This is a genomic window from Oerskovia turbata (genome assembly GCF_000718325.1).
Taxonomy (GTDB): Bacteria; Actinomycetota; Actinomycetes; order Actinomycetales; family Cellulomonadaceae; genus Oerskovia; species Oerskovia turbata.
The window spans coordinates 1-17301 of record NZ_JOFV01000024.1 but is presented as its reverse complement, the minus strand read 5'-3'; the positions used below and the strand labels follow the sequence as shown (position 1 = coordinate 17301).

Here is a 17301-nt window from a genome sequence, read left to right as displayed (position 1 = left end):
CCTCCGGGCCACGACGCACGAGAGGGTGGGACGCACGCGTCCCACCCTCTCGTCATGCCGCCCCCGCGCCGGTGCTCACCGGCGAGCGCACGGTCGAGCGTGAGCCTCAGCCCTCGCGCACGCGGTGACCCGCGCGGCGGATCGTGGCCCGCGCGAGCTGGTCCATCGAGTCGACGAACACCGGGTCGTCGAGCAGCGCGTGGTCCGCTGCGACGACCGAGAGCTCGGTGCAGCCGAGCACGATCTCGCCGGCCCCCCGCGCCTGGAGCCGCTGCGCGACCCCGTGCAGCGCGTCGATGTCGACCGGCTGCCCGGCCTTGACCTGGTCGTAGATGATCGTGTTGACGACCGCCTGGTCCGCGGCGTCCGGGAGCAGCGTCTCGATGCCCACGGCCGCGAACGCGTCCTGGTAGACGCCGGACGTCGCGGTCCCCTCGGTCGCGAGGAGCCCCACCTGGGTGAGGTCCGGCTGCCGCTCGCGCACCGCCGCGACCGTCACGTCGATGATCGACAGGAGCGGCACGCTCGTCGAGTCGATGACCTGCTGGGTGAAGTAGTGCGCGGTGTTGCACGGCATCACGAGGAACGACACCCCGAACCGTTCGAGCCGGCGCGCGTCGTTCGCCAGGACCGGCGCGGGGTCCTCGGCCGAGCGGCCCAGGATGAACGCCGTACGGTCCGGGATGGTCGCGTGGTTGAGCACGACCATGTCCAGGTGGTCCTGGTCCCGTTCGGCCTGCGTGAGCTGGACGACGAGCTGCAGGAAGTACGCGGTCGCGAGCGGCCCCACACCCCCGACGACCCCGACCGGGGCCGGGGTCACCGGGGTGGGGGCAGGCACCGTCGGGCCCGACGGCGCCTGCCCCGCGAGCATCGACGGCTCGCCGGGCTGCGTCACGCCCCGCCGCCCTGCCGGTGCGCGGCCGCCTGGGCGGCCGACACCGGGTAGAACTGCGCGAACTTCTTGTACTGCTTGAGCTCCGACAGCAAGACCCACAGCGAGCGCCGCGGGTCGCGGTCCCGGCTGTACTTGAGCGGGTGCGCCACGCGCCGCACCTTCTTGAGCCGGGTCGCGACCGTGGGGTCGCTCATGCTCGGCAGGTACTTCTTCAGGAGCGGGCCGGGCACGATCCGGTAGAGGATCGGGACGCGCCGGGGATCCGGGGTGCGCCCCTGCTGCAGGTGCTCCCCCACCCAGTACGTGACCGGGTTGATGCCGCTCGCGGTCAGGTAGTAGTTCGATCGGCCCGTGCGCGGGTTGAGCTCGAAGAAGTGCGCCCGACCGTCGCGCGGGTCCACCTTGATGTCGAAGTTCGCGAAGCCCGTCCATCCCAGGTGCTCGACGAGCCGACGCGCGTCGGCCTCGACCTGCGGGAGCACCTCGGTGAGGATGGCCGCCGGGTTGCCCAGCGTCCCCGGGGTGTGCTCCTCGATGAGGACGCGGCCGCCGTGCGCCATGCGCACCGTGCCGTCCTGCGCGGAGAACGTCGTCATGATCTGCATCTGCGAGTCGTTGCCCGGGACGAACTCCTGGATGATGAACGGCTCGCGGTACCCCGCCTCGCCCGCCGCCCGCAGCAGCCACTCGAGCTGCGAGACGTCCGTGAGGTGGTGCACCTTCTGCTTCCCGGCGAACGACGTGTGGTGGTAGGCCACGTTGTCGCCCGGCTTGGCCACGATCGGGAACCGCAGGCCGAGCTCGCCGACATGCTCGCCCCCGCGGCGCACGACCGTGCGGGGGTGCGGGACCCCCAGCTCGTGGCACAGCTCCGAGAAGCGCTGCTTGTCCATGACGCGGTCCAGCAGGTCCACGCTCGTGTACGGCACGACCGCGACGTCCTCGATCTTGGCCCGCTGCTCGGAGAGAGCGCGGACGTACCAGTCGGTGCACGTGACGACCATGACCGGGGCCGTGGCCTGTGCGGCGAGCCGACGGATCGTGGCGACCATGACCTCCGGGTCGTCGAGCCGGGGCTCGATCACGTTGGTCAGGATCTGCGAGTACCGCATGTTCCGGGTCGAGACGATCGAGACGACGGTGCTGTGCACGCCGTACGCCTCGTGAAAAGCGCGGGCCAGGCTGTAGGCACCCGCATCACCCCCGAGGATGATGGGGTGCACCACAGCCGGCCGGGTCACCCCTCGGCTCACGCGTCGCCTTCAGCGCTCTCGCTGCGGTCGCGGGTCCACTCGGTGTGGAACACACCGGGCTTGTCCACGCGCTGGTACGTGTGCGCCCCGAAGAAGTCGCGCTGCGCCTGGATCAGCGCGGCGGGCAGACGCTCCGCACGCACGCCGTCGTAGTACGCGAGCGACGACGAGAACGCGGGTGTCGGGACACCGTTGAGCGCGGCCTGCGACACGACGCGACGCCAGGACGAGACGCCCTCGCCGACGGTCTGCGTGAAGTACGGGTCGGCGAGCAGCAGCGGGAGGTTCTCGTCGCGCTCGTACGCCTCGGTGATGCGGTTGAGGAAGCGGGCGCGGATGATGCAGCCGCCTCGCCAGATGCGGGCCATGGCCCCGCGGTCGATGTTCCAGCCGAACTCCTGGGACGCCGCGGCGATCTGGTCGAAGCCCTGCGAGTACGCCACGACCTTCGAGGAGTACAGCGCGCGACGGACGTCCTCGACGAACGCGTCGCGGTCCGTGATCTCCCACGTGCCGGCGTCGGCGGGCAGCACGCCCACGGCCGCTGTGCGCTGAGGCACCGAGCCGGACAGCGCACGGGCGAACGTCGCCTCGGCGATCCCCGTGATCGGGACACCCAGGTCGAGGGCGTTCTGGACCGTCCAGCGGCCCGTGCCCTTCTGCTCGGCACGGTCGAGGATGACGTCGACGAAGGCCTTGCCGGTCTCGGCGTCGACATGCTGGAGCACGTCGGCCGTGATCTCGATGAGGAACGACTCGAGGTCGCCCTTGTTCCACTCGGCGAAGATCTCGCCGATCTCCTGGGCAGAGGCGCCCAGGCCCTGCTTCAGGAGGTCGTACGCCTCGGCGATGAGCTGCATGTCGGCGTACTCGATGCCGTTGTGCACCATCTTGACGAAGTGACCCGCGCCGTCCGGACCGACGTACGTGCAGCAGGGCACGCCGTCGACCTTTGCCGAGATGTCCTCGAGGATCGGGCCGAGGGTCTCGTAGGACTCGGGGGCGCCACCGGGCATGATGCTCGGACCGTTGAGCGCGCCCTCCTCACCGCCCGAGACGCCGGTGCCCACGTAGTGCAGGCCCTTCTCCTTGAGCTCGGCCTCGCGGCGGCGCGTGTCGGGGAAGTGCGCGTTGCCGGCGTCGATGATGATGTCGCCCTGCTCGAGGAGCGGGACGAGCTCGGCGATCACGGCGTCGGTCGCGGCGCCGGCCTTGACCATGACGACGACCTTGCGGGGGCGCTCGAGCGAGGCGACGAAGTCCGCCATCGACTCGGAGGGGATGAAATCGCCGTCGCTGCCGTGGTCCGCGATGAGCGACTGCGTCTTGGCGAAGGAGCGGTTGTGCACCGCGGTCGTGTAGCCGTGACGGGCGAAGTTGCGGGCCAGGTTGCGGCCCATGACCGCGAGTCCGGTGACGCCGATCTGTGCGCGGGCTGACATCTGCTGTGCTCCTCGGGGTAGGTGCGGGCACCGGCGAGCAGGAGTCCCGGACGCCGGCGAGACGAGCCGACGACGAGCGCCGGCGGACACTCAGGACAGCCTAGTCCGGCGATCACGATTAGATCTCCTCCGCGCGCCTTGCCTCCAGGATGTGGACGTCTGCTCGTACTGTGCGGCTGTGATCACGTCCGGAGAACCCCCCGCACCGCCGGACTTCCTGCGTGCCCTGGAGTCGATCGGCCGCCGTCGGGTGCGCCCCGAGGTCCGACTGCGCGAGGTCACGGCACCGAGCCGCATCGCCCCGTTCGCCCTGGCCCTCACGGGTGAGGTCGACGGGACCGACGCCGCGGGCGAGGCGCTCGCGAACGGACGGTTCATCGTGCTGCACGACCCGGCGGGCCAGGAGTCGTGGCACGGGACGTTCCGGGTCGTGACGCTCGTGCGCGCGACCCTCGACCCCGAGCAGGCCACCGACCCGCTCCTCGGCGAGGTCGCATGGACCTGGCTCGAGGAGGCGCTCGACCGCTCGGGCGTCGACGCGCTCGCCGAGGGCGGCACCGTGACCCGCGTCCTGTCGGAGAGCTTCGGCGCCCTCGCGGGCCAGGCGAACGGCGTCGACCTCGAGATCCGCGCCTCGTGGACGCCGCGCTCGACCGACCTCGGACCGCACCTGGACGCCTGGTCCACGCTGCTGTGCACGGCCGCCGGTCTGCCGCCGCTCCCGGACGGCGTGACGTCGTTGCGCTCGCGACGCAATACCGTGGGTCCATGAGCTCGGCCCACACCCCCTCGTTCTCGCACGCGCCCGACGGCCGCGGCGGCGCCCGCGCGGCGTCCGCCCCCGAGCCGGCCGGCGCGCAGGACACGCCTGTCGCGTCCACGACGCCCGACGCGCCCGCAGCACCGGTGATCCCGCTCACCGAGCCCGCCGACGGCGTCGGCCCCGTGATCGACACCCCCGAGGCCTTCGCCGAGGTCGTCGCGGCGTTCGCCGCCGCGTCGGGCCCCGTCGCGGCCGACGCCGAGCGCGCCTCGGGCTACCGGTACGGCCAGCGCACATACCTCGTCCAGGTCCGCCGCGAGGGCGCCGGGACCGCGCTCATCGACCCCATCGGCGTCCCCGACCTCTCGCCGCTGCGCGAGGCAGTGGGCGACGCCGAGTGGATCCTGCACGCGGCCTCGCAGGACCTGCCCGGTTTCGCCGAGCAGAACCTGCACCCCGCCCGCATCTTCGACACCGAGCTCGCGGCCCGCCTGCTCGGCATGGAGCGTGTGGGGCTGGCCGCCGTCATCGCGGAGGTCCTGGGTCTCGGTCTCGCCAAGGAGCACTCGGCCGCGGACTGGTCCACGCGCCCGCTGCCCGTGGACTGGTTGCGCTACGCGGCGCTCGACGTCGAGGTGCTCATCCCGCTGCGCAGGGTCCTGGGCGAGCGGCTCGAGGAGCAGGGCAAGGCCGAGTGGGCCGCGCAGGAGTTCGAGGCCGTGCGCACCGCTCCCCCGCCGCCGCCCCGCGAGGAGCCGTGGCGCCGTACGTCGGGCGTGCACGCGCTGCGCAACCCGCGCAGCCTCGCGGTCGTGCGCAGCCTGTGGGAGGCGCGTGACGAGAACGCCCGTCGTCGGGACATCGCCCCGGGCCGGGTGCTGCCCGACCGTGCGATCGTCGCGGCGGCCCAGGCCATGCCGCGCTCGGTGCCCGAGCTCGTGAGGCTGCCCGCGTTCTCGGGGCGCAACACGGCCCGCCGGGCGGCGTCGTGGCAGCAGGCGATCGACAAGGCCCTGGCTCTGCCGCAGGACGCGCTGCCGAGCTCGCGGGGACCTCGTAGCGACGCCCCGCCGCCTCCGCGCGCCTGGGCCGAGCGTGACCCCGAGGCCGCACGCCGCCTGGAGGCGGCACGCGCCGTCGTGCAGCGGCTCTCGGACGAGCACGGTGTGCCGCTCGAGAACCTTCTGCAGCCCGACGCGCTGCGCCGCGTGTGCTGGACGCCGCCCACGCCGCTGGACGCCGAGCACGTCGCGCAGTTCCTGCGCGGGCGCGGTGCCCGCGAGTGGCAGGTCGGGCTCGTGGCCGAGCCCCTCGCTGCGGCCCTCGCCGACCCCGGGTCGGTCCCGCGTCCTGTGCCCACGACGGGCACGGGGGACGCGACCCGCGCGGTCGACGGCGGGGACCAGGGCGACCCGGGCACGGACTGAGCCCACCGTCCCGGACGACGCAGACGCCGTCGTCCAGGGCTTCCCCTCGCCGGTAAGGTCAGGGGCATGTTGTCCGAGTCCTCCACCCTGACCGTCACGACGATCACCGACCGCGCCGCCTGGGACGAGCAGGTGCTCGCGATGGGCGGTCACCCGCTCCAGCTCTGGGGGTGGGGCGAGGTCAAGGGGGCCGGGGCCTGGACGCCCCGCCGCCTGCAGGTCGCGGGTCCCGACGGGACCGTGCTGGGCCTCGCCCAGGTGCTGGTCCGTTCGCTGCCCGCGCAGTTCAAGGCGCTCAGCTACGTCCCGCGCGGACCTGTCGTCATGCCCGACGGCGTCGGCTATCCCGCGACGCGCTCGGCCGTGACCGAGGCCGTGGTGCAGTGGTGCCGCACGAACGTGGGTGGCGTGGGCATCACGCTCGAGCCCGACTGGGACGCCGGGACGTCGCTCGAGCTCGAGGGCGCGGCACCCGCGGTCAACCCGGTGCTCTACCCGACGACGCTGATCCTCGACCTGCGCAGGACGCCTGACGAGCTCATGTCCGACATGGCGAAGAAGACCCGCCAGTACATCCGCAAGTCCGAGCGCGAGGACCTCGATTTCCGCCCCGTGACGACGCGCGGCGAGCTCGCGGCCTGCCTGCGCCTGTACCGTCAGACGGCTGAGCGTGCGGGCTTCGGCCTGCACGAGGACTCGTACTACGAGCGCGTGTTCGACGAGCTGGGCGAGCACTCCCCCGTCTTCGCGGCCTTCGCGCGCTCGGCCGAGGGCGGCCCGCACGACCGTCCGGTGTCTTTCGTGTGGTTCGCGGCCTCGGCGCGCACGTCGTTCGAGCTGTACGGCGGCATGGACGAGGAGGGGCAGCGGCTGCGGGCCAACTACGGCCTCAAGTGGTACGCGATCAACGCGATGCGCGAGCGCGGGGTGGTGCGCTACGACGTCAACGGGCTGCTCAACGACGGGATCTCGACGTTCAAGCGTGGTTTCGCGTCCCACGAGGACGAGCTGGTCGGGAGCATCGACGTGCCGTTCTCGATGTGGTACACGGCGTGGAACAAGGGTCTGCCGACCGCCAAGAAGGTCGTCCGCAAGCTGCGCGGCGGCAGCTGAGAACAGCCCCTGGCGGGCGCCCGGACCCCGGGGCGCGCGAGACTGCGTATCGTCCCGCGCCCGCCCGACGAACCCCGACCGACCCGCTCGAACCCGTGTGGTCGAGCGGGTCCGTCGCTCGTTGTCGATACTCGGTCTCACACTTTCGTGCATTTTCCTGGTACCGCGGGTAGCCTGTACCAACGCTGAGCGGTGACGCTCAGGGACACCGCCGTCCAGATCAGGAGAAGCCATGACTGTGGCCAGCAAGGGTTCGGGCTCGCGCCGGACCGTCCGCGACGTCGTCTTCGTCGAGGGGGTGCGCACGCCGTTCGGCAAGGCCCGCCCTGACGGCATCTACGCGAACACCCGTGCCGACGACCTGGCCGTGAAGGCCGTGCGCGAGCTGCTGCGCCGCCGCCCCGAGCTCCCCGCCGAGCGCATCGACGAGGTCGCGCTCGCCGCGACGACCCAGACGGGCGACCAGGGCCTGACCCTCGGACGCAGCGTCGCCGTGCTGGCCGGCCTGCCGAAGTCCGTCCCGGGCTTCGCGATCGACCGCATGTGCGCGGGGGCCATGACGGCGGTCACCACGACCGCGTCGGCCATCGCGATCGGCGCCCAGGACGTGACGCTCGCGGGCGGCCTGGAGCACATGGGCCACCACCCCATGGGCGAGGGCGCGGACCCCAACCCGCGGTTCGTCGCCGAGAAGCTCGTGGACTCCACCGCACTTGTCATGGGCGCGACCGCCGAGAACCTGCACGACCGCTTCCCGCACCTGACCAAGGAGCGCGCGGACGCGTACGGCGTCGCGAGCCAGGCCAAGTACGCCAAGGCTCTCGCCAACGGTGACGTGACGCCGGACCTCGTCCCGGTCGCGCTGCGCGACCCGGCGCAGGGCTGGGGCCTGGCCACGGCCGACGAGCTGCCCCGCCCGGGCACGACCGTCGAGGACATCGCGAACCTCAAGACGCCCTTCCGCCCCGGCGGCAAGGTCACCGCGGGCAACGCGTCCCCGCTGACCGACGGTGCCGCTGTCTCGCTCCTCGCGGCGGGCGACGTCGTGGCCGAGCTCGGCCTGCCGGCCCGCATGCGCCTCGTGTCGTTCGCCTACGTGGGCGTCGACCCCGAGGTCATGGGCATCGGCCCCATCCCCTCGACCGAGAAGGCCCTGGCCCAGGCCGGGCTGAGCATCGAGGACATCGGCCTGTTCGAGATCAACGAGGCCTTCGCGGTGCAGGTCCTGGCGTTCCTCGACCACTTCGGCATGCCCGACGACGACGCGCGCGTCAACCAGTACGGCGGCGCGATCGCGGTGGGTCACCCCCTCGCGGCGTCGGGCGTGCGCCTCATGACGCAGCTCGCGCGCCAGTTCGAGCAGCACCCCGAGGTCCGCTACGGCCTGACCACGATGTGCGTGGGCCTGGGCATGGGCGGCACGGTCGTCTGGGAGAACCCGCACCACGCCGACTACTCGGGCCACACGAGCGCCGACACGACCGCTTCGACCGACGGGGAGAACTGACCCATGAGCACCCAGACGACAGCGCCTCGTTCCGAGCGCGTGACCCACTCCCTGGTCCGCGACGTCGAGCTGCCGGGCGGTGCGGGCACGCTCGCGCTCCTCACCCTCGACAACGGCCTCGACCACACCAAGCCCACGACGCTCGGGCCGGGCGGCATCGCCGAGCTCACGGCCGCGCTGACCGCGCTCCAGGCGCGCGCGGCGCGCGGCGAGATCGCGGCCGTCGCCGTGACGGGCAAGCCCTACTTCCTCGCGGCGGGCGCCGACCTCACGCAGGTCGCCACGGTGCGGACCCGCGACGAGGCGCTCGAGCTGGGCCGCGGCGGCCACGCGGCCTACCGCCTGCTCGGCGAGATGGGCGTCCCGACGTTCGCGTACATCAACGGCCTGGCCCTGGGCGGCGGCCTCGAGGTCGCGCTCAACTGCGACTACCGCACGGTCGCGACCGACGCCCCCGCGCTCGCGCTCCCCGAGGTCGGCCTCGGCCTGGTACCGGGCTGGGGCGGCGCGTACATCGTGCCGCGCCTCGTGGGCATCGAGAAGGCCATGGACGTCGTCCTCACGCGCCCGAGCGCCAACAAGCCGTTCAAGGCCAAGGAGGCCTTCGAGATCGGACTGGCCGACGCGCTGTTCGAGGCGCCCGACTTCCTCGAGTCCTCGATCCGTTGGACCGCCGACGTCGTGCGCGGCACCACGGTCGTCGAGCGCCGCGAGCTCGACCCCGCCCCGGTGTGGGACGCGGTCGTGGCCGGTGCGCGCAAGCAGCTCGACGCGGTCGTGCACGGGTCCCGGCCCGCGCCGTACCGGGCCCTGGACCTCCTGGCCGCGGCACGCACCGCGACCAAGGACGAGGCCTTCGCGGCCGAGGACGAGGCCCTGGCGGACCTGATCATGTCCGACGAGATGCGCGCGAGCGTCTACGCGTTCCAGCTCGTCTCGCACGGCAAGCGCCCTGCGGGCGCACCGGACCCGAAGCTCGCCCGCCCGGTCACGTCGGTCGGGATCGTGGGCGCGGGCCTCATGGCGGCCCAGCTCGCGCTGCTGTTCGCGCAGCGCCTGGGCGTGCCCGTGACGATGCGCGACCTCGACGCCGAGCGCGTGCAGCACGGGCTCGACTACGTCCGCACGACGGTCGAGAAGCTCGTCACGACGGGCCGCATGACCAAGGACGTGGGCGCCAAGGTGCTGTCCTCGGTCCACGGGACCACGGACATCACCGAGTTCTCGCGCTGCGACTTCGTGATCGAGGCCGTGACCGAGGTGCTGGGGCTCAAGAAGAAGGTCTTCGCCGAGCTCGAGGGCATCATCGGCCCCGACACGATCCTCGCGACCAACACCTCGGCCCTGTCCGTCACCGAGATGGCCGCAGACCTGGCGCACCCCGAGCGCGTCGTCGGGCTGCACTTCTTCAACCCCGTCGCGCAGATGCCGCTCGTCGAGGTTGTCCGGGCCGAGAAGACCTCGGACGAGGCCCTCGCCACGGCGTTCGCGGTCTCGAAGGCCCTGCGCAAGACCGCGGTGGGCGTCGCCGACCGCCCGGGCTTCGTGGTCAACCGCCTGCTCGTGCTGCTCCTGGGCAAGATCGTGGAGGCCGTCGAGAACGGCACCTCGGTCGAGGTCGCCGACCGCGCGCTGCGTCCCCTGGGCCTGCCCATGGGTCCGTTCGCGCTGTTCGACCTCGTGGGCCCCGCCGTGGGCCTGCACGTCCTGACATCGTTGCGCGAGGACCTGGGCGACCGCTTCCCGTCCTCGCCCGGGCTCGAGAAGCTCGTGGCCGAGGGCACCAAGGTCGTCCTGCCCGCCCCGGCGCGCGGCATCCCCGCAAGCGTCGACCCGGCGATCCAGGCGTACTTCGGCACGGGCGAGGCCGGCGGCCCGGGCGCGCTCGACGAGGCGGGCGTGCTCGACCAGGTCCTGACCGCTCTCACGACAGAGATTGGCCACATGCTCGACGAGGGCGTCGTCCAGGGCCCCGAGCAGATCGACCTCTGCATGATCCTGGGTGCGGGCTGGCCGTTCCACGACGGCGGCATCACGCCGTACCTGGACCGCACGGGGTACTCGGAGAAGGTCCTGGGTCGCCGTCTCCTGCCCGACGGCGTCGCGAACGTCCCGGCGCACGTCGCCTGACGCGTCGCTCGCCTCCGTCTGCCGAACCCGAGGGGGTCGGGCAACTCCGAGTTGCCCGACCCCCTCGGGTTCGGCGTCTGACAGCCGGGTGGCAGGGAGCGGTGGTGATGCGACGCGGTGATAGCGTCGCGGGGCGCTCGATCCGTGGCACCTCTGCCCGCCGGTCGTCGCCAGGTAGCCCTGCTCCCCCGCCGACGTCCCCCAGGAGTGCCCGCCCGATGACAGCGCTCGACGTCCCCCGCCCGACGCCCGACCAGGCGCGGGCCGTCGTCGCCCGGGCCGACGAGGTCGCCGCGCTGCTCTCGGGTCTCGCCGGGGCGCCGGCCCGGTTCCGCGAGCGCGTGCGCACCGCGTTCGGGTCGAGCCAGCAGGACAAGGTCCTGGGCGAGCTCTCGGCGATCGGGGTCGAGCGGCTGCGCGAGGTCAGCGGCGAGCGGCTGCGCGTCGGTCGCCTGGTCGACGGCGGCATCACGACCGTCGGGGACGTGCTGCGTGCAGGACCCGCCGGGCTCGAACGGCTGCCCGGGATCGGGCCGCAGACCGCGACGCACTGCCTCGCGGCCGCGGCGCAGATCGCCCACGCCGTCCAGGAGACCCTGCGGTTCCGGATCGACGACGCCCCCGGCGACCCGTTCACGACCGGCCTCGTCCAGGCCCTCGCAGGGCTCGACGCGGCGCGCACGGCCGCCACGGTCCACCGACAGTTGGTCGTCACGTTCCTCGAGGGGCACACCGAGCACCGGGTCGCGGCCCAGGAGGCGACCCGCGCGGTCCGGACCTTCTTCTCGTTGCCCGCGCGGCGCCGTCGGGCAGCGGACGCCGTGCGCGACCTTGCGCGGCTCGTCGACGACACCGAGCGGTCCGGAGCCGTCGCAGCCGCCGGACGCGTCGCCGCCCTCGACGCCGCGCCGGTCGACGCCTTCGAGGCGTGGACCGACTTCCGGGCGCGCTCGGCCACGTACTACGCGCTGCTCGACGACGTCGTCGACATCGGGCGCGACCTCCAGGCGACCGAGGGCCACCTGCCGCCCGAGCTCCTCGCCCGGGTGAACGACCAGCCCCTCGACCAGACCCTCCTGACCGCCTCGCTGCGCGGGTACCAGGTGTTCGGGGCGCGCTACGCCCTCGCCCAGCGGCGCACGATCCTGGGCGACGAGATGGGCCTCGGCAAGACCGTGCAGGCCATCGCCGCGATGGCGCACCTCGCCGCGGACGGCGCGACGCACTTCCTCGTGGTGTGCCCCGCGAGCGTCATGACGAGCTGGGTGCGCGAGGTCAGGCGGCACAGCACGCTGCGCTCGCTCGACGTCCACGGCCCCGAGCGTGCCGAGGAGGCCGCGCAGTGGGCGCGCGAGGGCGGCGTGGCCGTGACGACGTTCGAGCAGGTCGGGCTCCTGCCGCTCGACCTGCCCGCGCCCGCGATGCTCGTGGTCGACGAGGCGCACTACGTCAAGAACCCCGAGGCCAAGAGGTCGCAGGCCGTGGCCACCTGGGCCGGACGGACCGAGCGCGTGCTGTTCCTGACCGGCACGGTCATGGAGAACCGCGTCGAGGAGTTCCGACGCCTCGTCGCCTACCTCCAGCCCGACGTCGCCGAGCAGGTCAGCGCAGCGCACGGCGCCGCGGGGGCCGAGAGGTTCCGGCTCGCGGTGGCCCCTGTGTACCTGCGACGCAACCAGGAGGACGTGCTCGAGGAGCTGCCCGAGCTCGTCCAGGTCGAGGAATGGGAGACGTTCGGTCCAGCCGACGGCGCCGCCTACCGTGCCGCGGTGAGCGAGGGCAGCTTCATGGCTATGCGTCGCGCCGCGTACGCCGTCGACCACCCCGAGGACTCGGCCAAGGTGCGCCGGCTCGTCGAGCTCGTCGAGGAGGCCACGGGGAACGGCCGCAAGGTCGTGGTGTTCACGTACTTCCGTGACGTCGTCGACCTCGTGGTGCGCGCGCTGGGCGACCTCGCGGCCGGACCGCTCACGGGGTCGGTGGGCGCGAGCGCCCGCCAGACCGTCCTCGACGACTTCACGGCCTCGCCCGTGCCCCGGGCGCTCGTGAGCCAGATCGACGTGGGCGGGGTCGGCGTCAACCTCCAGGCCGCGTCCGTCGTCATCCTGTGCGAGCCGCAGGTCAAGCCCACGACCGAGGCGCAGGCCGTCGCGCGCGCCCACCGCATGGGCCAGGTGCGCACCGTGCAGGTCCACCGGCTGCTCGTCGCCGACACGGTCGACGAGCGCATGGTCGAGATCCTCGGCACCAAGGCCCGACTGTTCGACGCCTACGCGCGGCGCAGCGTCCTGGCCGACGCGCTGCCGGGCGCTGTCGACGTGTCGGAGGCCCGGCTCGCGCAGACGATCGTCGCGGCCGAGCAGGCACGGTGGCTGGGCGGGGCGCCGGTCGCGTCGGGTGGCGCCGGAGCGCAGGACGCCGTCGTGCAGGACGCGCCGACCGACGACGATCTGTGGGGCGCGCAGAGCGCCCAGCCCTAGGGCGTTCCGCCCACGTCGCGCGAGGCGGGCTCGGCGGCCGGCGCGAGCGTGGCGGCCAGCACCAGCCAGCGCTCGTCCCTTCGCGTCCAGAGGCGGGTGTAGACCAACCGCGCGGAGACAGCGACACCACCCTGGATCGCCTCCACGGCAGCGACCAGCCTGGTCACCCCGCTCACGGCGTCCTCCCGGACGTCGAGCGACTCCTCCTCCAGGCGGGTGATCCGCAGGGCACCCGAGCGGTGGCTCTCCAGGTCGTCGTCCTTGGAGAACACCGACCCGTCGGGGCCGACGCCCACGCACCGGGGATGCAGCAGCGTGTCCAGCGCGTCGACGTCGCCCGCACGCTGGGCGGCCTGGAGCGCGTGCTCAGCAGCGAGAAGACTCATCGCCCGAGTGTATGCAACCGAGCACACCACGGCTGGGACGCTGACGGGTTGCTGCTGGGTGGCTGAGGAGGACTAGGCGTCGAACGTGACCGCCATGGCGGTCACCGCCTCACCCCGCCACGTCTGCGGTCTTGAGGTCGTCCACGAACGCCCGGAACTCGTCCAGCTCGTCGGGGCAGTAGACCTCGATGATGAGCAGCTGCCCCTGGACCACCCGACTGTCCGCGACGACCGGCCGGGCGCCCGGGCCCGTGGCCCCGTTCGCGAGCTGCGCGAGCAGGGTCGCCCGGCTGAGCGCCTCGTTGGGGTTGGCGCACGTCGCGCCGCCGTCGTCGCCCAGGACGCGCACGACCTGGTCCTTGTCCGGGGTGCGCACCCCGGCGTCCTCGATCGCCGCGATCAGCTCGTCAGCCTTCTCCGACGCACGCGCCGACTCCCTGACGGTGGTGAACGCGAGGACCCCCCACACGCCCATCGCGACGAGGATCACGCACGCGCCGATGTAGATCCACCGACGCTCGTGCCGCGGCTGGTTCTCCTCCGGCGTGCTCACGAGGCCACCTCCGTCGACTCGGCCTGCTTCCAGGTCGGCTTGCGGAACCGGTAGAACAGGAACGGGACGAACAGGCCCAGGCCCAGGGCCCCGCCGCCCACGACGAGGAAGTAGACCAGCGGGCTGCCGGAGGAGAACTGCGACGGCGGGACGAACCCGACCAGCAGTGCCGCCAGAGAGGCCGCGAAGCCCACGCCGCACATGCTCACGAGCATCGGGGCCCGGAAGCCGCGCGGGTGGTCGGGCTGACGACGGCGCAGGTTGATCGCGGCCACGAACATCAGCAGGTACATGATCAGGTACACCTGCGTCGTGATGACGGAGAAGATCCAGTAGGCGCTCGAGACGTCGGGGATCAGCGCGTAGGCGAGGCCGATCACCGTGGTCACGATGCCCTGGACGACCAGGATGTTCTGCTGGACACCGTTCTTGTTGAGCCGCTGCAGGAACGGTGGCAGGTAACCCTCCTGCCGGGAGATGAGCAACAAGCCCTTGGACGGACCCGCGAGCCACGTGAGCATGCCACCGAGGGAGGCCGTGACGAGCATGATCCCCACGATCGGCGTCAGCCACTGCCACCCGAAGTTGGCGAAGACCGCGTCGAAGGCCTGCATCACGCCCGCCGTGAGCGAGAGCTCCTCGGCGGGCACGATCCAGCTGATGGCCAGCGCGGGAAGGATGAAGATCGCCAGCACCATGCCCATCGCGAGGAACATCGACTTCGGGAACTGCTTCCCGGGGTTCTTCAGCGACGACACGTGGACCGCGTTCATCTCCATGCCGGAGTACGACAGGAAGTTGTTGACGATGAGGACGAGGCTCGAGAGCCCGGCCCAGGCCGGCAGCAGGTTGTCGGCCGTCATGGGCGCCGCGGACTCGTTCCCCTGACCGAGGAACACGACACCCAGGGTCACGAGGACGACGCCGGGGATCAGGGTCCCGATGATGAGCCCGCCGCTCGCGAGGCCGGCAACGCCCTTGGTGCCGCGCGAGGAGACCCACACGCCGGACCAGTAGACGACGATGATCACGGCCGCGGTCCACACCCCGCTGCTGGCGAGCGCGGGGTTGATGACGTACGCGAGCGTGCTCGCGACGAACCCGAGCAGGCTCGGGTAGTAGAAGATCGTCATGGCGAACTGGCACCACACCGCGAGGAAGCCCATGGGCTTCGAGATGCCCTCGGAGACCCACTTGTAGATTCCACCGGTCCAGCCCGAGGCGAGCTCCGCGGACACCAGCGAGGTCGGCAGCAGGAAGACGACCGCGGGCAGCAGATAGAGGAACACACAGGCCAGGCCGTACACGGCCATCGTCGGCGCGGCGCGCAGGCTCGCGACCGAGCTGGTGGTCATCATGGCGAGCGCGACCCAGGAGATCCACTGAGTGTTCGTCGCGCGCGTGCGGGCGGCCGGGACCGCCGCGGCGCCGTCGACGGGAAGGTCGGCGGGGACGTCCGCCGCGCTCATCGCGCGTCCTGCGGGGGTGCTTGCGTGGTCATCACTGCCTCCGTCGACGTCGTCGGTCAGGCCTTGGTTCGAGTGTGCCGCCCGGGGAACCGGGAGCACGTCATCCAGATCGAGTGAACCGCACCGTCCGGGGAGAGAGCGCTCAGCCCCGGTCTGAGCCGGTTTGTCCCGCGGTCGCCGAGGTCGGCAACGTGAAGGAGACCGCGGCGGCCGCCGCGGCCGCGTCGTCAAGCGTCCCCTTCGTGGCACGGTGACGACCGATCACGACCGCCATGAGCACGCCGAGGAAGCTGAAGACCGCCATCATCCACGCGGCGGCCGCAAGCCCCGAGGCCAGGGCCTCGCTCTGCGCGGCCCCGGCGGTGGAACGGGCTGCGATCACGTTGCCGTAGATGGTGGCGGCCAGCGCGGTCGCCAGCGCGGCACCGACGTAGCGAGCCATGTTGGAGATGCCCGACGCTCCGCCCACCTGGTTCTCGGGCACCGCCGCGGTCGCTGCAGCCGAGGCGGGCCCGTTGGACAGGCCCATGCCGACCGCGATCGCGACGAGCGGCAGCAGGAACGCAGGGTAGAGCCACGACGCGTCGACGAAGCCCACGATCACGAACCCGACCGTGGTCAGGGCGAACCCCAGCCCAATCGTCTGCCGACCGCCGATCTTCGCCGCGAGGCGCGGCACGAGCGGGGCGATCACCACGAGTCCCACGGTCGCCGGGAGCGTCGCGAGCCCCGCCTGGAGCGGGCTGAAGCCCAGGGTCGCGGGGTCCTGGAAGTACAGGCTCAGAAGGTACATCAGGCCGTTGATCGTGCCCGCCCCGATGAGGATCGCGATGGTCGAGCCCACGAGCACGCGGTTGCGGAGCAGGGCGAGGTCCACGAGCGGGACGGCCACCCGCCCCTCGACGACGACGAACGCGACGTCCGCCCCCACAGAGATCGCGAAGCACCCCAGCGTGGCCACCGAGAACCAGCCCCAGTCGCCGCTCTTGGTCACGCCCAGGATGAGCGGGGTCAGCGTCAGCGCGATGAGCATGGTGCCCGCATAGTCGATCGTCCTCGGTCGGTCGGGGTCCCTCGACTCGGCGACCGTCAGCACGGTCAGGACCATGCACAGGACCGCGATCCCCGCGTCGATCCAGAACAGCCCCTGCCACCCCGTGACGTCGACGAGCACGCCGCCGACCAGCGGACCGGCCGCGGCACCCACGGCCGCCGCGGCACCCCACAGCGAGACGGCGCGGAGCTGGGCGTCGCCCGCGTTCGCGACCGACAGCAGGCTGAGACCGCACGCGAGGATCGTCGCCCCCGCCGCGCCCTGGATCACGCGACCGGCGATGACCATGCCCCCGGACCCGGCCAGCGCGATCATCACGCACGACACGACGAACAGCAGCAGGCCGAGCTGGAACACCCGACGACGACCGAAGACGTCGCCCAGCGAGCCCGAGGTGACGATGACGGCCGCCCCGACGAGCGAGTAGCCCGTCACGGCCCACTGCAGCGTGGTCACGGACGTCCCGGTGTCCTCGGAGATCGCCGGGAGCAGGATGCTGACCGCCGACGTGTTCGCGTTGACCACCAGCGTGGAGATGCACGTGGCCGCGAGGACCCCGCCCGCCTTGGTACCGACCTGACCACCGACCTGCGCAGCGTCGCTCATCGCACTGCCCTTTCCCGTGACGGGCTCGGGGCGGGTACCCCTCCCACACGGTAGGGCAGATGGCCGCTGCGCTCCTGTCGAACGCCGTGCGCTCCCCAGGCGGGAGGCGCGGTGCGCTAGTTGTACTGACTCGTTGCGTTGTTGACTCGGTCGATGGGTCGTAGGCCGCCGATGCCGAGGTGGGGTCGTTCTAGGTTGTAGTGCTGGAGCCAGGTAGGCA

The 17301-nt window shown here is 72.2% G+C and carries 13 protein-coding genes; 6 read left to right on the top strand and 7 right to left on the bottom strand.

Annotated features, from left to right (window positions below; genetic code table 11):
• Positions 1-106 precede the first annotated feature (106 nt).
• The 3 genes from cuyB to gndA form a co-directional block, all read right to left on the bottom strand.
• Positions 107-898, bottom strand: coding sequence for a cysteate racemase (cuyB, locus tag IE95_RS0117855; protein WP_240666269.1), 792 nt, complete (start codon positions 896-898; stop codon positions 107-109).
• On the bottom strand, positions 895-2049 hold the full coding sequence (locus IE95_RS0117850) for a carboxylate--amine ligase (RefSeq protein ID WP_240666270.1): 1155 nt from the start codon (positions 2047-2049) through the stop codon (positions 895-897). Before IE95_RS0117850 ends, cuyB begins: the two co-directional genes overlap by 4 nt.
• 98 nt (positions 2050-2147) lie before the next feature.
• Entirely contained in the window at positions 2148-3593 is a 1446-nt protein-coding gene (gndA, locus tag IE95_RS0117845) for an NADP-dependent phosphogluconate dehydrogenase (RefSeq protein WP_030153454.1), read from the bottom strand.
• 178 nt (positions 3594-3771) lie between these two features.
• Here gndA and IE95_RS0117840 point away from each other — a divergent pair, with 178 nt between their 5' ends.
• The 6 genes from IE95_RS0117840 (at position 3772) to IE95_RS0117815 (ending at position 13013) form a co-directional block, all read left to right on the top strand.
• Positions 3772-4365 carry a DUF3000 domain-containing protein gene (locus tag IE95_RS0117840; protein WP_240666271.1) on the top strand — a complete coding sequence of 198 codons (594 nt, stop codon included), beginning with the start codon at positions 3772-3774 and terminating at the stop codon, positions 4363-4365.
• Positions 4362-5783 carry an HRDC domain-containing protein gene (locus tag IE95_RS0117835; protein ID WP_084690407.1) on the top strand — a complete coding sequence of 474 codons (1422 nt, stop codon included), beginning with the start codon at positions 4362-4364 and terminating at the stop codon, positions 5781-5783. Before IE95_RS0117840 ends, IE95_RS0117835 begins: the two co-directional genes overlap by 4 nt.
• Positions 5784-5849: 66 nt before the next feature.
• Entirely contained in the window at positions 5850-6896 is a 1047-nt protein-coding gene (locus IE95_RS0117830; protein WP_030153448.1) for a lipid II:glycine glycyltransferase FemX, read from the top strand.
• Between the two features lie 232 nt (positions 6897-7128).
• Positions 7129-8403 (top strand): thiolase family protein, encoded by a 1275-nt coding sequence (locus tag IE95_RS0117825; protein ID WP_030153446.1) that lies wholly within the window; start codon positions 7129-7131, stop codon positions 8401-8403.
• Between the two features lie 3 nt (positions 8404-8406).
• Positions 8407-10533: a 3-hydroxyacyl-CoA dehydrogenase NAD-binding domain-containing protein gene (locus tag IE95_RS0117820; protein WP_030153444.1), complete on the top strand. Its 2127-nt coding sequence runs from the start codon at positions 8407-8409 to the stop codon at positions 10531-10533.
• Positions 10534-10751: 218 nt separating this feature from the next.
• The gene (locus tag IE95_RS0117815) at positions 10752-13013 is read left to right on the top strand and encodes a DEAD/DEAH box helicase (protein ID WP_084690406.1); all 2262 of its coding nucleotides are present in this window, start codon (positions 10752-10754) and stop codon (positions 13011-13013) included.
• On the opposite strand, the gene IE95_RS0117810 is transcribed toward IE95_RS0117815, so the two are convergent.
• The 4 genes from IE95_RS0117810 to IE95_RS0117795 all read right to left on the bottom strand — a co-directional run bounded on the left by IE95_RS0117810 (position 13010) and on the right by IE95_RS0117795 (position 17081).
• Positions 13010-13399 (bottom strand): nuclear transport factor 2 family protein, encoded by a 390-nt coding sequence (locus IE95_RS0117810; protein ID WP_030153440.1) that lies wholly within the window; start codon positions 13397-13399, stop codon positions 13010-13012. The genes IE95_RS0117815 and IE95_RS0117810 overlap by 4 nt on opposite strands.
• A 109-nt stretch (positions 13400-13508) precedes the next feature.
• The gene (locus tag IE95_RS0117805; protein ID WP_030153437.1) at positions 13509-13952 is read right to left on the bottom strand and encodes a hypothetical protein; all 444 of its coding nucleotides are present in this window, start codon (positions 13950-13952) and stop codon (positions 13509-13511) included.
• Complete coding sequence (gene gadC / locus IE95_RS0117800; RefSeq protein WP_030153435.1) at positions 13949-15421, bottom strand: glutamate/gamma-aminobutyrate antiporter GadC; 1473 nt, start codon at positions 15419-15421, stop codon at positions 13949-13951. Before gadC ends, IE95_RS0117805 begins: the two co-directional genes overlap by 4 nt.
• Positions 15422-15563: 142 nt before the next feature.
• Positions 15564-17081, bottom strand: coding sequence for an MFS transporter (locus IE95_RS0117795; protein WP_051703284.1), 1518 nt, complete (start codon positions 17079-17081; stop codon positions 15564-15566).
• Positions 17082-17301: the final 220 nt, after the last annotated feature.